This window comes from Nocardioides sp. AX2bis (assembly GCF_902506435.1).
Lineage (GTDB): Bacteria > Actinomycetota > Actinomycetes > Propionibacteriales > Nocardioidaceae > Nocardioides.
In genome coordinates, this window is the sequence record NZ_LR733215.1 from 918,873 (window position 1) to 934,502 (window position 15,630).

12 protein-coding genes and 1 riboswitch are annotated in these 15,630 nt (G+C 74.3%); of the genes, 9 read left to right on the forward strand and 3 right to left on the reverse strand.

The annotated features are described in order from the left end of the window. Positions 1-30: 30 nt before the first annotated feature. Complete coding sequence (sucD, locus tag GV155_RS04435; RefSeq protein ID WP_160005609.1) at positions 31-927, forward strand: succinate--CoA ligase subunit alpha; 897 nt, start codon at positions 31-33, stop codon at positions 925-927. A gap of 82 nt (positions 928-1,009) precedes the next feature. Here sucD and zwf read toward each other — a convergent pair whose 3' ends face one another. Continuing rightward, positions 1,010-2,449, reverse strand: coding sequence for a glucose-6-phosphate dehydrogenase (zwf, locus tag GV155_RS04440; RefSeq protein WP_160005611.1), 1,440 nt, complete (start codon positions 2,447-2,449; stop codon positions 1,010-1,012). 56 nt (positions 2,450-2,505) lie between these two features. Then, positions 2,506-4,428, reverse strand: coding sequence for a sigma-70 family RNA polymerase sigma factor (locus GV155_RS04445; protein ID WP_160005613.1), 1,923 nt, complete (start codon positions 4,426-4,428; stop codon positions 2,506-2,508). A gap of 134 nt (positions 4,429-4,562) precedes the next feature. Between GV155_RS04445 and GV155_RS04450 the strand changes: the two genes are divergently transcribed. From GV155_RS04450 to GV155_RS04475, 6 genes are all read left to right on the forward strand, one after another. Continuing rightward, positions 4,563-5,849: a cell division protein PerM gene (locus GV155_RS04450; RefSeq protein WP_160005615.1), complete on the forward strand. Its 1,287-nt coding sequence runs from the start codon at positions 4,563-4,565 to the stop codon at positions 5,847-5,849. A 10-nt stretch (positions 5,850-5,859) separates the two neighbouring features. Next, positions 5,860-6,474 (forward strand): phosphoribosylglycinamide formyltransferase, encoded by a 615-nt coding sequence (gene purN / locus GV155_RS04455; protein ID WP_160005617.1) that lies wholly within the window; start codon positions 5,860-5,862, stop codon positions 6,472-6,474. A gap of 8 nt (positions 6,475-6,482) precedes the next feature. Further along, positions 6,483-6,558: riboswitch (ZMP/ZTP riboswitch) on the forward strand. Positions 6,559-6,591: 33 nt separating this feature from the next. After that, complete coding sequence (gene purH, locus GV155_RS04460; RefSeq protein ID WP_160005619.1) at positions 6,592-8,172, forward strand: bifunctional phosphoribosylaminoimidazolecarboxamide formyltransferase/IMP cyclohydrolase; 1,581 nt, start codon at positions 6,592-6,594, stop codon at positions 8,170-8,172. Between the two features lie 76 nt (positions 8,173-8,248). Then, the gene (locus GV155_RS04465; RefSeq protein ID WP_201300052.1) at positions 8,249-9,880 is read left to right on the forward strand and encodes a dihydroxyacetone kinase subunit DhaK; all 1,632 of its coding nucleotides are present in this window, start codon (positions 8,249-8,251) and stop codon (positions 9,878-9,880) included. Between the two features lie 31 nt (positions 9,881-9,911). Then, positions 9,912-10,781 carry a bifunctional methylenetetrahydrofolate dehydrogenase/methenyltetrahydrofolate cyclohydrolase gene (locus tag GV155_RS04470; protein WP_160005621.1) on the forward strand — a complete coding sequence of 290 codons (870 nt, stop codon included), beginning with the start codon at positions 9,912-9,914 and terminating at the stop codon, positions 10,779-10,781. Next, a complete protein-coding gene (locus GV155_RS04475; RefSeq protein WP_160005623.1) occupies positions 10,778-11,074 on the forward strand; it encodes a DUF3017 domain-containing protein in 297 nt (98 codons plus the stop codon). The genes GV155_RS04470 and GV155_RS04475 overlap by 4 nt, the downstream gene beginning before the upstream one ends. Before the next feature lie 57 nt (positions 11,075-11,131). Here the strand turns inward: GV155_RS04475 and GV155_RS04480 are convergent, their stop codons facing one another. Further along, complete coding sequence (locus tag GV155_RS04480; protein WP_160005625.1) at positions 11,132-12,115, reverse strand: malate dehydrogenase; 984 nt, start codon at positions 12,113-12,115, stop codon at positions 11,132-11,134. Positions 12,116-12,322: 207 nt separating this feature from the next. Here GV155_RS04480 and GV155_RS04485 point away from each other — a divergent pair, with 207 nt between their 5' ends. Both GV155_RS04485 and GV155_RS04490 read left to right on the forward strand, forming a co-directional pair. Then, positions 12,323-14,545, forward strand: coding sequence for an NADP-dependent isocitrate dehydrogenase (locus GV155_RS04485; RefSeq protein WP_160005627.1), 2,223 nt, complete (start codon positions 12,323-12,325; stop codon positions 14,543-14,545). A gap of 138 nt (positions 14,546-14,683) precedes the next feature. Continuing rightward, a complete protein-coding gene (locus tag GV155_RS04490) occupies positions 14,684-15,565 on the forward strand; it encodes a deoxyribonuclease IV (protein ID WP_160005629.1) in 882 nt (293 codons plus the stop codon). Positions 15,566-15,630 lie beyond the last annotated feature (65 nt).

The window sequence follows — 15,630 nt, forward strand, 5'->3', positions numbered from 1 at the left end:
GCTGCGACGAGGAGCGAGAGAGACACACTTATGTCCATCTACCTGAACAAGGACAGCAAGGTCATCGTCCAGGGCATCACCGGCGGTGAGGGCACCAAGCACACCCGCCTGATGCTCCGCTGCGGCACCCAGGTCGTCGGCGGGGTCAACGCCCGCAAGGCCGGCACGACCGTCACCCACGCCGACGCCGACGGCAACGACGTGGACCTGCCGGTCTTCGCCAGCGTCGCGGAGGCGATGGCCGAGACCGGTGCCGACGTGTCGGTGGCCTTCGTGCCGCCGGCCTTCACCAAGGACGCCTGCCTCGAGGCGATCGACGCGGGCATCGGCCTGCTGGTCGTCATCACCGAGGGCGTCCCGGTGCAGGACACCGCCGAGGTCTGGGCCCACCTCCAGGGCAAGCAGACCCGGATGATCGGCCCGAACTGCCCCGGCATCATCACGCCGGGCGAGGCGCTGGCCGGGATCACCCCGGCCACGATCGCGGGCAAGGGCCCGATCGGGCTGGTCAGCAAGTCCGGCACCCTGACGTACCAGATGATGTTCGAGCTGCGGGACTTCGGCTTCTCCACCGCGATCGGCATCGGCGGCGACCCGGTCGTGGGCACCACCCACATCGACGCCCTCGAGGCCTTCGAGAACGACCCGGAGACCGAGGCCATCGTGATGATCGGCGAGATCGGCGGCGACGCCGAGGAGCGTGCGGCCGACTACATCAAGGCGCACGTCACCAAGCCGGTCGTCGGCTACGTCGCGGGCTTCACCGCCCCCGAGGGCAAGACCATGGGCCACGCCGGCGCCATCGTCTCGGGCTCCTCGGGCACGGCCGCGGCCAAGAAGGAGGCCCTCGAGGCCGCCGGGGTCAAGGTCGGCAAGACGCCGTCGGAGACCGCCCAGCTGATGCGGGAGATCCTCGGCTCGCGCTGAGCCGTCCCGCCCGCTCGACACCGCAGCGGATCACTGCCACCTGGTGGCAGTGGTCCGCTGCTGTCGTACGGGCGGGTGCCGCTCAGGCGCCGTGGGTGTCCGGGTCGCGCCAGGTCCGCTCGAAGGGCAGCCGCCAGGTGAACGGCGCGATCAGCTGGTGGATCTGGTTCGGGCCGTAGGAGCCCGGCTGGTAGGGCCGCACGATGGGCGGGTTCTCCAGCAGCGGGGCCGAGACCTCCCACAGCCGCTCGATGCCGTTCGCGGAGTTGAACAGCGTCCGGTCGCCGCGGGCCGCGTCGTAGATGAGGCGCTCGTAGGCCTCCAGGATGCTGCCGGCCCACCCGGTGTCGTTCATCGAGAACTGCATCGAGAGCTTGTCCAGCTTCATCCCCGGACCGGGTCGCTTGCCGTAGAACGACAGCGACATGCGGGCCTTGTCGGCGAGGTCGAAGGTCAGGTGGTCGGGGCCGTGGTCGCCCAGTCCCGAGCCCGCGGGGAACATCGAGCGCGGGGGCTCCTTGAAGGCGATCGACACGACCCGGGCGCCCTCGGCCATCCGCTTGCCGGTGCGCAGGAAGAACGGCACCCCGGCCCAGCGCCAGTTGTCGACGAAGCACTTCAGGGCGATGAAGGTCTCGGTGCCGGAGTCCTCCGCGACGCCGTCGACGTCCTGGTAGCCGGTGTACTGGCCCCGCACGACGTCGTGCGGCTCGATCGGGAGCATCGAGCGGAAGACCTTGACCTTCTCCTCGGTGATCGCCTCCGGCTCCAGGGCGCTGGGCGGCTCCATGGCGATGAAGGCCATCACCTGGAACAGGTGGGTGACCACCATGTCGCGGTAGGCGCCGGTGCTCTCGTAGAACGACGCCCGCTGCTCGAGGCCCAGGTCCTCCGGGACGTCGATCTGCACGTGGTCGATGTGGTGGCGGTGCCAGATCGGCTCGAAGAGACCGTTGCCGAAGCGGAAGGCCAGGATGTTCTGGGCGGCCTCCTTGCCCAGGAAGTGGTCGATGCGGAAGATCTGCTCCTCGGCGAAGACCTCGTGCAGCGCCGCGTTGAGCTCCCGCGCCGAGGCCAGGTCGGTGCCGAAGGGCTTCTCCATCACGATCCGGCTGTTCTCGACCAGTCCGGCCTCCTCCAGCTCGTGGACGACCGTGAGCGCGGCGCTGGGCGGCACCGAGAGGTAGTGCAGGCGCACCGCCTCCTCGGTCCAGCCGGACTCGGCCTGCTCGACCGCGGCCCGCAGCCCCGCGGGGCCGTCGGCGCCGGGCGCCCAGTGGAGCAGCTTGGCGAACTCGTCCCAGCTGTCGATGTCGCCGTCGTCGCCGCTGAACTCGACGGCGGCCTCGCGGGCCAGCGCCACGAAGGACTCGCGGTCGTGGTCGTCGAGGGAGGTGCCGACCACCCGCAGCTCGGGCAGCAGCCCGGTCTGGAAGAGGTGCAGCATCCCGGGCAGCAGCTTGCGCCGGGCGAGGTCGCCGGTCGCGCCGAACAGCACGACGGTCGTCGGGTAGTGAGCCATGTCCCCAGCCTGCCCGGTCGGGTCCCGACCGAGAAGGGCCGGGTGTGAACGCCTGGTTACGACCTGCCGCCGCCGCCGCCGCGGCCGGCACCGGGCGTGGGGTACGCCGGCAGCTCGCCGAGCCGGACCCGGGCCCGCTCGGCCAGCTCGATGAAGGCACCGTCGCGCAGGGCCACGCCGGGCGCCGGGACGAAGCCCACCTGCGCCACGCCCGTGCCCTGACGCACCACGGCCATGAAGAACCGGATCGAGCGGTCGTCGGAGATCTCGGCGGTCAGCTGCCAGGCGTCCAGGGTGGTGCCGTCACCGGTCGAGCCGCCGATCCGGGTGACGTCGGTGCCGAGGTCGTCCGAGCACGTGTCGAGCCGGTCACGGACCCGTTCCACGAAGCCCTCCGCCTGGGCCGCCGGCAGGCTGCCGACGGTCTCGGTGAGGCCGAACTCGGTCGGCAGGTCGGCCTCGGGCAGCAGGAAGGTGCGCGTGCTGCTGCGCTGCCAGGCGGCGCCGTCGAAGGTGCCGGTGAACGACGAGCTGTCGCAGCTGGTCGCGGCGGCGTTGGTCCGCGCCGGCACCGGGTCGGTGCCCACCCAGGGCTGCTCGACGCCGGAGACCGGCGGGAGGTCGATCTCGTCGATCATCGCCGGTGCCGTGGGCAGGGTCGGCGGCGGCGCGTCGGCGACCTGGGGCGTGCGGGCGCAGGGCCCGGCGCCCCGTACCTCGCAGACCCCGTCCACGGCGGCGGCCTGCAGCCGGGCGGCGGCGGCGGGGGCGGGGGCGGTCTCGCCGGCGTTGGTCACGGAGGTGGCGGTCAGCACCGCACCGGTGCGGGCGACCTGCACGACGGTCGTGGTCACGGGGGACTCCCAGTCGCGCAGCACCAGCTGGACGGCGTCGTCCCCGACACCCTCGACGACCCGGCTGTCGACCAGCTGGGTGCGGGGCTCGGCGCCGGTGCAGGAGCCGACCCACCCGGTCAGGGTGCGCAGGGCACTGCGGGCCGCGGCGGGGGAGGAGGAGACCTCGGTGAGCTGGACGGCGGTGGGGCGTACGGGCGCGCCCTGCTGCGCGGCGCGGAACTCACGGACCAGGGCCGCCTCCCCCTCGGGGTCGACGTAGCGCTCGACCTGGCAAGGCAGCACCAGGCCGTTGCCCTCGCTGTTGTCGCTGGTCGAGGCCACCGCCCAGCCGGTGCCCGGCAGGGCCCGGGCGACCTGGGGGGCGGCGAGCAGGGTGCTGCGGGGGAGGAGCTCGGCGGGCTCGCCGCCCGAGCCCTCGGTGACGACGTCGGGCTCGTCACCCTCGTCCGCCCCGCCGACGCCGACACCCTCGACGGCCTGGGCCAGGGTCGGGCGCAGCCCGGAGGGGTCGGAGACGAAGAGGCCGCTGAGCACGAGGGCGGCCACGACGCCGAGCACCCCGACCACCGTGTGGGCCCGGCGACGGGCCACGCCCGTGCGGCGCACGATGGTGGAGCGGGGCCAGGTCGTCTCGGCGCTCACGGCGGTCAACGGCTCCAGCGCCGCGTTGACCCCGGCGGCGGGGATCCCGAGGGCGAGGACGAACGCGGCGGTCGCCCGCTGCAGCTGCTGCTCGGTGGCCGGCACGGTGAGCCCGACCTCCCGGGCGAGGTCGGGCATCGAGACCGAGGCCAGGTGGGCGAGCACCAGCACCCGGCGCTGCTGGCCGCCGAGCGTGGCCAGGGCGTCGAGCGTGGCCCGGGTCGCCGCATCCACGTCCTTGTCGCGGTGCCAGGGCCGGGCGCCGTGGCGGCGCTGCGCCTTGCTCCAGGCGATCTCGCGCACGGCCGCCTCGGGGTCGCTCGCGCGCGCGACCCGGGACCGGTGGTGCCAGGCGGCGACGAAGGCGTCCCGCACGGCACCGCGCGCCGCGGCCCGGTCCCCGGTCAGGGCATAGGTCTGCACGAGCAGGCGCTCGCGCACCTCCCGGTAGAAGGCGTCGAAGTCAGCGGGATCCGTCATGGCCGTGCCACGTTACGTGCCGGGCCACCGGGGACTCCAGCCGCGAGCGTCCGCGGGCCGCGTGAGGCTGGCCACCCACGGGTGCGGCGTGCCTGCGCCGAGCGGCCCGCCGGGCGGGTGACGATGGTCCGACCATGACCTCGCTGTTGCCGACCTCGGCCCGACCAGGCCGCCCCGCGGCGGGCGGAGCCCGCCCCACCCCGGCCGGTGGCGAGCCCGGCCAGCCCCGCCCGCTGGTCGCGGTCGCCGCCCTCGGCGGGCTGGCCGCCGCGCTGGCACCGCTCGTGGTCTGCCTCGGCATCGGCGTCGTGGGCTGGTTCGCCAGCGACGCCGGCGCGCACGGCACGCCCCGGGACGGGCTGCGGGTCGGCGCCCTGGGCTGGCTGGTCGCCCACGGCTCGGGCGTGCGCGTCGACGGCGCCGCGGTCACCGCGCTCCCGCTCGGGCTCACGCTGCTCTGCGCGCTGGTGACCTGGCGGTTCTCGCTGCGCGTGGGCGAGGCGCTGGCGGGGCACGGGCCGGACGCCGACCGGATCGGCGACGGCGAGCGCGACTGGACGGTCGGCACGGCTGTCGTGGTGCTGACCGCGTCGTACGCCGTGGTGCTCACGGTGGCCCACACCCTCGCGGCGACCCCGGCCACCGCGCCGTCCCTGCCCGCCGCCCTGCGCTGGACGCTCGTGCTCGGCCTCGTCGTCGTCCTCCCGGCCGTCGCGGTCGGTTCCGGCCGGGCCGCGATCTGGCTGGCGTCCCTCCCGGGCGTCGTGCGCGAGATCGCCGACCTGGCCCGCCGGGTGGTGGTGGCGTGGTCGCTGGCCGCCCTCGCCCTGCTGGTGGTGGCGCTGCTGGTCGATCTCGGCACCGCGGCCAACGTCCTGGCCCAGCTGCACACGTCGGTCGGCGAGGCGCTGCTGATCTGCGCGCTGTGCCTGCTGCTGCTCCCCAACGCGGTGCTGTGCGCAGGCGCCTACCTGCTCGGGCCCGGCTTCGCGGTGGGCACCGGCACCGTGGTCTCCCCGACCGTGGTCGTCCTGGGTCCCGTGCCGATGGTGCCGCTGCTCGCCGCGCTGCCCGACAGCGGCGACGTCCCCGCGTGGACCCCGTGGCTGGTGGCCGTGCCGGTGCTCCTCGCCGCGCTCGTCGCCGGGCGCCACCTGCGTCGCCACCCGGCCGACCGGTGGGACGCGGCCGCGCTGCGCGGCGCCGGCGGCGGGGTGCTGGCCGGCGTGGTCCTCGGGCTGCTCGCCGCACTCGCCGGGGGAGCGGTCGGCCCCGGCCGGATGCAGCAGCTCGGCCCGGCCGCGCTCGAGGTGCTCGTCCACGCGGTCACCGCGCTCGGGGTGGGCGGGCTGGTCGGCGCCCTGGTCGTCCACGCCTGGTCGCGCCGCTCCCGGCGCGACGACACCGAGCCCGCGGTCTAGAGTTCGGCGCGTGCCGCCCCCCGCCCGCCTGGTCGTCCTCGTCTCGGGCAGCGGGACCAACCTGCAGGCCCTCCTCGACGCGTGCGCCGAGCCGTCGTACGGCGCCGTGGTCGTCGCCGTCGGCGCCGACCGCGACGGCATCGAGGGCCTCGCCCGGGCCGAGCGGGCCGGCCTGCCGACCTTCGTGCACCGGGTCCGCGACCACGCCACCCGCGAGGAGTGGGACGCCGCGGTCACCAGGTCCTGCCTGGCCCACGAGCCCGACCTGGTGGTCTCCGCCGGGTTCATGAAGCTCGCCGGTGAGGCCTTCCTGACCGCCTTCGCCGGTCGGTACCTGAACACCCACCCGGCGCTGCTGCCGTCCTTCCCGGGGATGCACGGCGCGCGCGACGCCCTCGAGCACGGCGTGAAGGTGACCGGCGCGACCCTGTTCGTGGTCGACCCGGGCGTCGACACCGGGCCGATCGTGGCCCAGGCCGTGGTCCCGGTGGAGGACGACGACGACGTCGAGCAGCTGCACGAGCGGATCAAGGCGGCCGAGCGCGGGATGCTCGTCGAGCACGTCGGCCGGATGGCGCGCGAGGGGTTCGTGGTCGACGGTCGCCGGGTGCGGATCGGCCACTGATCCCTATGCTGGTCGCACACGACTGGCGCAGGTGGGTCACCACCGGGGAGTGAGGTCGGGGCATCGTTCGCCTGGGTGCCCCGGGTCCGACGTACCCGACCCCCGCAGGAGCACGAGATGACCGACCAGATCCCGATCAGGCGCGCCCTGGTGTCCGTCTACGACAAGACCGGGCTCGAGGAGCTCGCCCGCGGCCTGCACGAGGCCGGCGTGGCGATCGTGTCGACCGGGGGCTCCGCCGCCCTGGTCGAGGGCCTCGGTGTCCCGGTCACCCGGGTCGAGGAGCTCACCGGCTTCCCCGAGTGCCTCGACGGCCGGGTGAAGACCCTGCACCCGCGGGTGCACGCCGGGATCCTGGCCGACCGGCGTCTCGACAGCCACGTCGCGCAGCTGGCCGACCTGGGCGTCGAGCCCTTCGACCTCGTCGTCTCGAACCTCTACCCGTTCTCGGACACCGTGGCCTCCGGGGCGGGCCCCGACGAGTGCGTCGAGCAGATCGACATCGGCGGGCCCTCGATGGTCCGCGCCGCGGCCAAGAACCACCCGTCGGTGGCGATCGTGACCGACCCGGCGCGCTACGCCGACGTGCTCGCCGCCGTCGCCGCCGGCGGCTTCACGCTGGATGCGCGCCGGGGCCTGGCCGCGGAGGCGTTCGTGCACACCGCGACCTACGACGTCGCGGTCGCCTCCTGGATGGGCAGCGTGCTCACCGATTCCTCGGGCGGGGAGGGCTTCCCGGCCTGGCTCGGCGCGACCTGGGACAAGGCGGCGGTGCTGCGCTACGGGGAGAACCCCCACCAGGAGGCGGCGCTGTACCGCAACCAGCAGGGACCCTCCGGCCTGGCCGGCGCCGAGCAGCTGCACGGCAAGGAGATGTCCTACAACAACTACGTCGACACCGACGCGGCGCGCCGCGCGGCGTCGGACTTCGACCGACCCGCGGTGGCGATCATCAAGCACGCCAACCCCTGCGGGATCGCGGTCGGGGACGACATCGCCGCCGCGCACCAGGACGCGCTGGCCTGCGACCCGGTCTCGGCCTTCGGTGGCGTGGTCGCCGCCAACCGGCCCGTCTCCCTGGCCATGGCCGAGCAGGTCGCCGACGTCTTCACCGAGGTCGTCGTGGCCCCCGGCTACGAGGACGGGGCGCTCGAGGTGCTGACCCGCAAGAAGAACATCCGGGTCCTGGTCTGCGAGAACCCCACCGGCAGCGGCGAGGTCGAGATGCGCCCGGTCAGCGGCGGCCTGCTGCTGCAGCGCCGCGACCACGTCGACGCCGCGCTGCCGGGTGCCGTCGGCGGCGACGACCCGTCCACGTGGACCCTGGCCGCCGGCGAGGCCGCCTCGCCCGAGGTGCTGGCCGACCTCGAGTTCGCCTGGCGCGCCTGCCGGGCGGTGAAGTCCAACGCGATCCTGCTCGCCAAGGACGGCGCCTCGGTCGGGGTCGGGATGGGCCAGGTCAACCGGGTCGACTCGTGCCGCCTCGCCGTGAGCAGGGCCGGCGACCGGGCGACCGGCTCGGTGGCGGCCTCGGACGCGTTCTTCCCCTTCGAGGACGGCCCGCAGATCCTGCTCGACGCCGGGGTCCGCGCCATCGTCCAGCCCGGTGGGTCGGTGCGCGACGAGCTCACGCTGGAGGCCTGCCGCCAGGCGGGGGTGACGATGTACCTGACCGGCACCCGACACTTCTTCCACTGACGGGTCCCGTCCCGGGGCCCGACCCGTCCGACGCGCCGCCCGGCCCGTCCACCCGTCCTACTCAGGGGAGATCCTCGTGCCGACCCGATTCTTCGACGACCCCGACCAGACCGTCGACCAGATGCTCGAGGCGCTGGCCCGCACCCGACCGGTGCGGGTCAGCGAGGCTGGGTCGGGCGTGATGGCCCTGGTCCGCACCGACCTCGACCCCGACCAGGTGGCCGTGGTGTCCGGGGGCGGGTCGGGCCACGAGCCGGCCCACGCCGGACTCGTGGGGGAGGGCCTGCTGGCCGCCGCGGTCTGCGGCGACTTCTTCGCCTCGCCGTCGGTCGAGGCGGTGCTGAGCGTGGTGCGCGAGGTCACCGGGCCGGCCGGCTGCCTGCTCGTGGTCAAGAACTACACCGGCGACCGGCTCAACTTCGGCCTGGCCGCCGAGCGGGCCCGCGCCGAGGGGCTGGCCGTCGAGGTGGTCGTGGTCGCCGACGACGTCGCCCTGCCCGACAACCCCCAGCCGCGGGGACTGGCCGGCACGGTGCTCGTGCACAAGGTCGCCGGCCACCACGCGCGGCGCGGGGCGGACCTGGCCACGGTGACCGCGGCGGCGCGCCGTACGGCCGGGGACTGCCTCACCCTCAGCCTGGCGCTGTCCTCCGCGCTCCTCCCCGGGCAGTCCGGCGAGCGACGCACCGCCGAGCTGGGCCTGGGGATCCACAACGAGACCGGCGCGCGCGACGTCGACCCGTCGGGGGCCGAGGAGGCGGTCGGGCTCGTGCTGGAGGCGCTGCTGCCGGTCGTCGACCAGCGGCACGGCGCGGGCACCCCCCTCGTGGTGCTGCTCAACGACACCGGCACCTGCACCACCCAGGAGCTGGCGGTGCTGACCACGGACGTGCTCCGCGCCCTCGGGGAGCGTGCCCGTCTGCTCGTGGGGCCGGCGCCGCTGATGACCTCGGTCGACATGCACGGCTTCTCGCTGACGGTGCTGCCGTACGACGACGACCTCGCCGCCGCGCTCCTGGAGCCGGTGGCACCGGCCGACTGGCCCGGGGTGTCGCCGGTGGCGCAGCCGGTCACGTTCGCGCCGCAGCACTCCGACGAGCCCGACTGGGGCGCGGGGGAGCGGGACGAGGGCGTCGGGACCGGACTCCGGGCGGCGACCGCGGCCCTGGCCGACGCCCGGGACCACCTGGACGAGCTCGACGCCGCGGTGGGCGACGGGGACGCCGGCGCCACGATCGCGCGCGGGGCGACGGCCGTCACGGAGGCGCTGGACGCGGACCGTCTCTCGACCGGCAGCCCTGCCCTGCTGTGCCACGAGCTGGCCTCGCTGGTCGAGCGGAGCATGGGCGGCTCCTCCGGCGTGGTGCTCTCGATCCTGCTGACCGCGGCCGCGGGGGAGCTCGAGGACGGCGGGGACGTCGTCGCGGCGCTGCGCGCCGGCCTCGAGCGGGTGCGGGTGCACGGCGACGCCGAGGTCGGTGGGCGGACCATGGTCGACGCGCTCTCCCCGGCGACCGACGCACTGCCCGAGGGGCTCGACGCCGCGGCCCGTGCGGCCCGCGCGGGCGCCGACCGCACGGCGGAGGTGACCAGCACCGGCGTGGGCCGCTCGAGCTACCTGCGCGCCGAGGTCCTGCACGGCGTCGTCGACCCCGGCGCGGAGGCCGTGGCCACCGGCCTCGAGGCCTGGGCGGCGTCCCGGGGCTGAGCGGGGCCGACCGGGTGGCAGACTCCCACCCGTGACTGCGCAGACGCTGGACGGCACCGCCACGCTCAAGGCCATCAAGGCCGAGCTCCGGACCCGGGTGGAGGCGCTGCGCGCCGCGGGTGTCGTACCGGGCCTCGGCACCGTGCTGGTCGGCGACGACCCGGGTTCGCACTGGTACGTCGGCGCCAAGCACAAGGACTGCGCCGAGATCGGGATCGAGTCGCTGCGCGTCGACCTCCCCGCGAGCGCCACCCAGGCCGAGGTCGAGGCCGAGATCGACCGCCTCAACGCCGACCCGGCCTGCACCGGCTTCCTGGTCCAGCAGCCCACCGGCCTCGACGAGTACGCGCTGCTCTCCCGCGTCGACCCCGACAAGGACGTCGACGGCCTGCACCCGGTGAACCTCGGCCGGCTCGTGCTCGGGGAGCGGGGCTCCCTGCCCTGCACCCCGGTCGGCGTCATCGAGCTGCTGCGCCGCCACGACGTGGAGCTGCGGGGCGCCGAGGTGTGCGTGGTCGGGCGCGGACTGACCGTCGGCCGCCCGCTCGGCCTGCTGCTGACGCGACGCAGCGAGAACGCGACCACCACGCTGTGCCACACCGGCACCCGGGACCTGGCCAAGCACGTGCGCGAGGCGGACGTGGTCGTCGCCGCGGCCGGCGTGCCGGGGATCATCACGGCCGCGATGGTCAAGCCGGGCGCGGCCGTGCTCGACGTCGGCGTCTCCCGGGTCGACGGCAAGATCGCCGGCGACGTCGCCCCCGACGTCTGGGACGTGGCCGGGTGGGTCTCGCCCAACCCGGGCGGGGTCGGGCCGATGACCCGGGCGATGCTGCTGAGCAACGTCGTCGAGATCGCCGAGCGGGCGGCCGGCACCGGCCCGGGCGCCGCCGGCTCGTGAGCGAGCCGCTCGAGGAGCGACGTCACCCCTCCACCATCGGCGGGGCGCTCTACCTCGTCGTGCTCGCGGTGGTGGCGGTCGGCCTGGGCCTGACCGTCTCGGACTGGCGGCTGGGCATCAAGGTCGTCGCCGGCGCGCTGTCGGGAGCCGCCCTCGCCCGGCTGGTGCTGCCCCGGCGCGACGCCGGCATGCTGGCCGTACGGCACCGGTTCACCGACGTGGTGGTCCTGGTCGGCGTCTCGGTGGCGCTGTGGCTGCTGGCCGAGACGATCCCGAACCAGCCCGGCACCTGACGCAGCGGGCCCCGGGTGCAGGTGCACCCGGGGCCCGTCGTACGGACGTCGTCTCGCTCAGATGAGCCCGAGCTCGGTGACCGTGGCGCGCTCCTCCGAGAGCTCGGCGGTCGAGGCGTCGATCCGGCCGCGGGAGAAGTCGTCGATCTCCAGGCCCTGGACGATCTCCCAGTCGCCGTCCTTCGTGGTGACCGGGAACGACGACACGATGCCCTCGGGGACGCCGTAGGAGCCGTCGGAGAGCACGGCCATCGAGACCCAGTCGTCCGCGGCGGAGCCGTGGAGCCAGTCACGGGCGGCGTCGATGGTCGCCGAGGCCGCGGAGGCGGCCGAGGACGAGCCACGGGCCTCGATGATGGCCGCGCCGCGCTTGGCGACGGTCGGGATGAAGTCCTCCTCGAGCCAGGCCTGGTCGCCGACGACCTCGGCGGCGTTCCGGCCGCCGACCTCGGCGTGGAAGATGTCGGGGTACTGGGTGGCGGAGTGGTTGCCCCAGATCGTCATCTTCGTGATGTCGGTGACCGGGGCGCCGGTCTTCGCGGCCAGCTGCGAGATGGCCCGGTTGTGGTCCAGCCGGGTCAGCGCCGAGAAGCGGTCGGTCGGGATGTCGGGGGCGTTGCTGAGCGCGATCAGCGCGTTGGTGTTGGCCGGGTTGCCGGTCACGCCGATGCGGACGTCGTCGGCCGCGACCTTGTTGAGCGCCTTGCCCTGCGCGGTGAAGATCGCGCCGTTGGCCTCGAGCAGGTCGCCGCGCTCCATGCCGGGGCCGCGGGGGCGGGCGCCGACGAGCAGGGCGAGGTTGACGCCGTCGAAGACCTTCTCGGCGTCGTCGCCGATCTCGACGCCGGCCAAGGTCGGGAAGGCGCAGTCGTCGAGCTCCATGACGACGCCCTCGAGCGCCTTCAGCGCGGGCGTGATCTCGAGCAGGCGCAGCTCCACGGGTCGGTCGCCCAGCGCTCCGCTGGCGAGGCGGAAGAGCAGGCTGTAGCCGATCTGACCGGCGGCACCGGTGACGGCGACCTTCAACGGGGTAGAGCTCACGGGGACTCCTTCGAGGCGGGTTCTGGACTCGTGCGACGGGACGTCGCGACGCTAGCAGCGCCCGGTGCCCGCGCGGCTCCCACCCGGGAGCGTCGTTGCCGGGCCCGCGCCACGGGTGACACGCTGGCCGGGCAGTCCCGTCAGGTATCTTGACGTCAAGTTACTTTCCGCACGTCCGCCCCGCAGCCGAGCAGGAGTCGTTGCCCCATGGCCGAGAAGCCCGCCACGATCGTCTACACCCACACCGACGAGGCGCCGCTGCTGGCGACGTACTCGCTCCTGCCGATCGTCGAGGCGTACGCCGCCAAGGCCGGCGTGGAGGTCGAGACCCGCGACATCTCGCTGGCGGGACGGATCCTCGCGCAGTTCCCCGACCGCCTCACCGAGGACCAGCGCGTCGAGGACGCGCTGGCCGAGCTGGGCGAGCTGGCCACCAAGCCCGAGGCCAACATCATCAAGCTGCCCAACATCTCCGCCTCGATCCCGCAGCTCAAGGCCGCGGTCAAGGAGCTCCAGGAGCAGGGCTTCGACCTCCCGGCCTACCCCGAGAACCCGCAGTCGGAGGAGGACAAGGAGGTCCGTGCCCGCTACGACAAGGTCAAGGGCTCCGCGGTGAACCCGGTCCTGCGCGAGGGCAACTCCGACCGCCGCGCGCCGGCCTCGGTCAAGGGCTACGCCCGCAAGTACCCCCACTCGATGGGCGCCTGGTCCTCCGACTCCCGCACCAACGTCGCCACGATGGGCAAGGACGACTTCTTCAGCAACGAGAAGTCGGTCGTGGTCGAGGGCGACGACACGCTCTCGATCGTCCACGTCGCCACCGACGGCACCGAGACCGTGCTCAAGGACGCCGTGACGGTCCTGCCCGGCGAGGTCATCGACGCCACCTACATGAACGTCGCGGCCCTGCGCCGGTTCCTGACCGAGCAGATCGCCCGGGCGAAGGCCGAGGACGTGCTGTTCTCGGTCCACCTCAAGGCCACGATGATGAAGGTCTCCGACCCGATCATCTTCGGCCACGCCGTCCAGGCGTTCTTCCCGACGCTCTTCGAGCAGTACGGCCCGCAGCTGCGTGAGGCCGGCATCTCGCCCAACGACGGCCTCGGTGCCCTGCTGTCGGCGGTCGGCGACCTGCCCGACGGCGAGGCGATCAAGGCCTCGGTCGAGCAGGGCCTGGCCGACGGGCCGGCGATGGCGATGGTCGACGACCGCAAGGGCATCACCAACCTGCACGTGCCCTCCGACGTCATCATCGACGCCTCGATGCCGGCGATGATCCGCACCTCGGGCCACATGTGGAACCCGGCCGGCGAGGAGCAGGACTGCCTCGCGGTGATCCCGGACTCCTCCTACGCGAGCGTCTACCAGACCGTGATCGACGACTGCCGTGCGAACGGCGCCTTCGACCCCTCGACGATGGGCTCGGTGCCGAACGTCGGGCTGATGGCCAAGGCCGCCGAGGAGTACGGCTCCCACGACAAGACCTTCGAGGTCCCCGCGGCCGGCCAGGTGCGCGTCGTGGCCTCCGACGGCACGGTGCTGCTCGAGCACGACGTCGAGCCCGGCGACATCTGGCGCGCCTGCCAGACCAAGGACGAGCCGATCCGCGACTGGGTCAAGCTGGCCGTCACGCGGGCCCGCGCCAGCGGCTCCCCGGCCGTGTTCTGGCTCGACGAGGCCCGCGCGCACGACGCGAGGCTGATCGCGAAGGTCCAGGAGTACCTCGGCGACCACGACACCGACGGGCTCACGATCGAGATCATGACGCCGGCCGAGGCGACGGCGTACTCCCTGGAGCGGATCCGCCGCGGCGAGGACACCATCTCGGTGACCGGCAACGTGCTGCGCGACTACAACACCGACCTGTTCCCGATCCTCGAGGTCGGCACGTCGGCCAAGATGCTCTCGATCGTGCCGCTGATGAACGGTGGCGGCCTGTTCGAGACCGGTGCCGGCGGCTCGGCGCCCAAGCACGTGCAGCAGCTGATCCAGGAGAACTACCTGCGCTGGGACAGCCTGGGCGAGTTCTTCGCCCTGGCCGCCTCCTTCGAGCACCTCGCGGGCTACGCCGACAACCCGCGCGCGCAGGTCCTCGCCGACACCCTGGACCGGGCGACGGCGACCTTCCTGGAGGAGGACCGGTCCCCGAGCCGCAAGGTCGGCGGCCTCGACAACCGCGGCTCGCACTTCTACCTCGCGCTCTACTGGGCCCGCGAGCTGGCGGCGCAGGACGACGACGCCGAGCTGGCCTCCGACTTCGCCGCCCTGGCCGAGCGCCTGGGTGCGGACGAGCAGACCATCGTCGACGAGCTCGCCGCGGTGCAGGGCAGCCCGGCCGACGTCGGGGGCTACTTCCGCCCCGACGACGCCAAGGCGGACGCGGTCATGCGGCCCTCGGCCACGCTGAACGAGGCCCTCGCCTCGCTCTGACCCGATGCTCGACCCCGCGGGGCCGCCACCTGACCGGGTGGCGGCCCCGCGGTGTCTGTCGTGGGGCTGGTGGGGCCCGGGGGTGGACGGCGCCGGGCGGGCGGCGGCGGCGGCGGTCCGGTGCGTACGGTCGGCGCCATGCGCAACCCCGTCGGCACCCACGTCCCGGTCGGCAAGGGGCTCGTCGCCGGGGCGCTGGCGCGGGCCGAGCAGCTCGGCTGCGAGGCGTTCCAGGTCTTCGTCGGCAACCCGCGCGGCTGGGCGCTCTCGGCCGGGGACGCCGCCGAGGACGCGCGGTTCGCCGCGATGACCGCCGAGCGCGGGCTGCGGGTCTTCGTGCACACGCCCTACCTGGTCAACCTGGGCAGCCCGACGGCGGCCACCGTCGAGCGGTCGGTCGCCCTGGTGGCGCACAACCTGGCCCGGGCCGCGCGGATGGGTGCCGAGGGCGTCGTGGTGCACACCGGGTCCTACGTCGACGCACCGATCGACCCGGAGCAGGCCGGCGCGCGGCACGCCGCCGCGCTGCGGCAGGTCGGCGAGGCGCTCGCACCCGTCCTGGACGGCCTGACGGCGCTGGGCGAGGACGCCCCGTGGCTGTTGCTCGAGCCGACCGCGGGCCAGGGCCGCAGCCTGTGCGCCGGCGTCGACGACCTGCCGGCGTACCTCGACGTCCTCGGGCGGCACCCGCGCGTGGGCCTGTGCCTGGACACCTGCCACGTCTTCGCGGCGGGCGCGCCGCTGGACGAGCCGGGCGGTGCGGCCGCGACCCTCGACCGGGTGGTCGAGCTGGGTGGACCGGAGCTGCTGCGGCTGGTGCACGCCAACGACTCGAAGGACGCGCGGGGCTCGATGCGCGACCGTCACGAGCGGATCGGCGAGGGGCCGCTGGGACTGGACGCCTTCGGCGAGCTGCTCGCCCACCCGGCGACGGCGGGCGTCCCGTTCGTCCTGGAGACCCCCGGGTCGAACGAGCCGGACGACGCCCAGGTCGGCGTGCTGCAGTCGCTCCGCGCCTGACATCCGGGCAGTCGGGGCTGTCCGCAACCGTCACCTCGACGCGCCGCGAGCGTCATCTCGGCTGT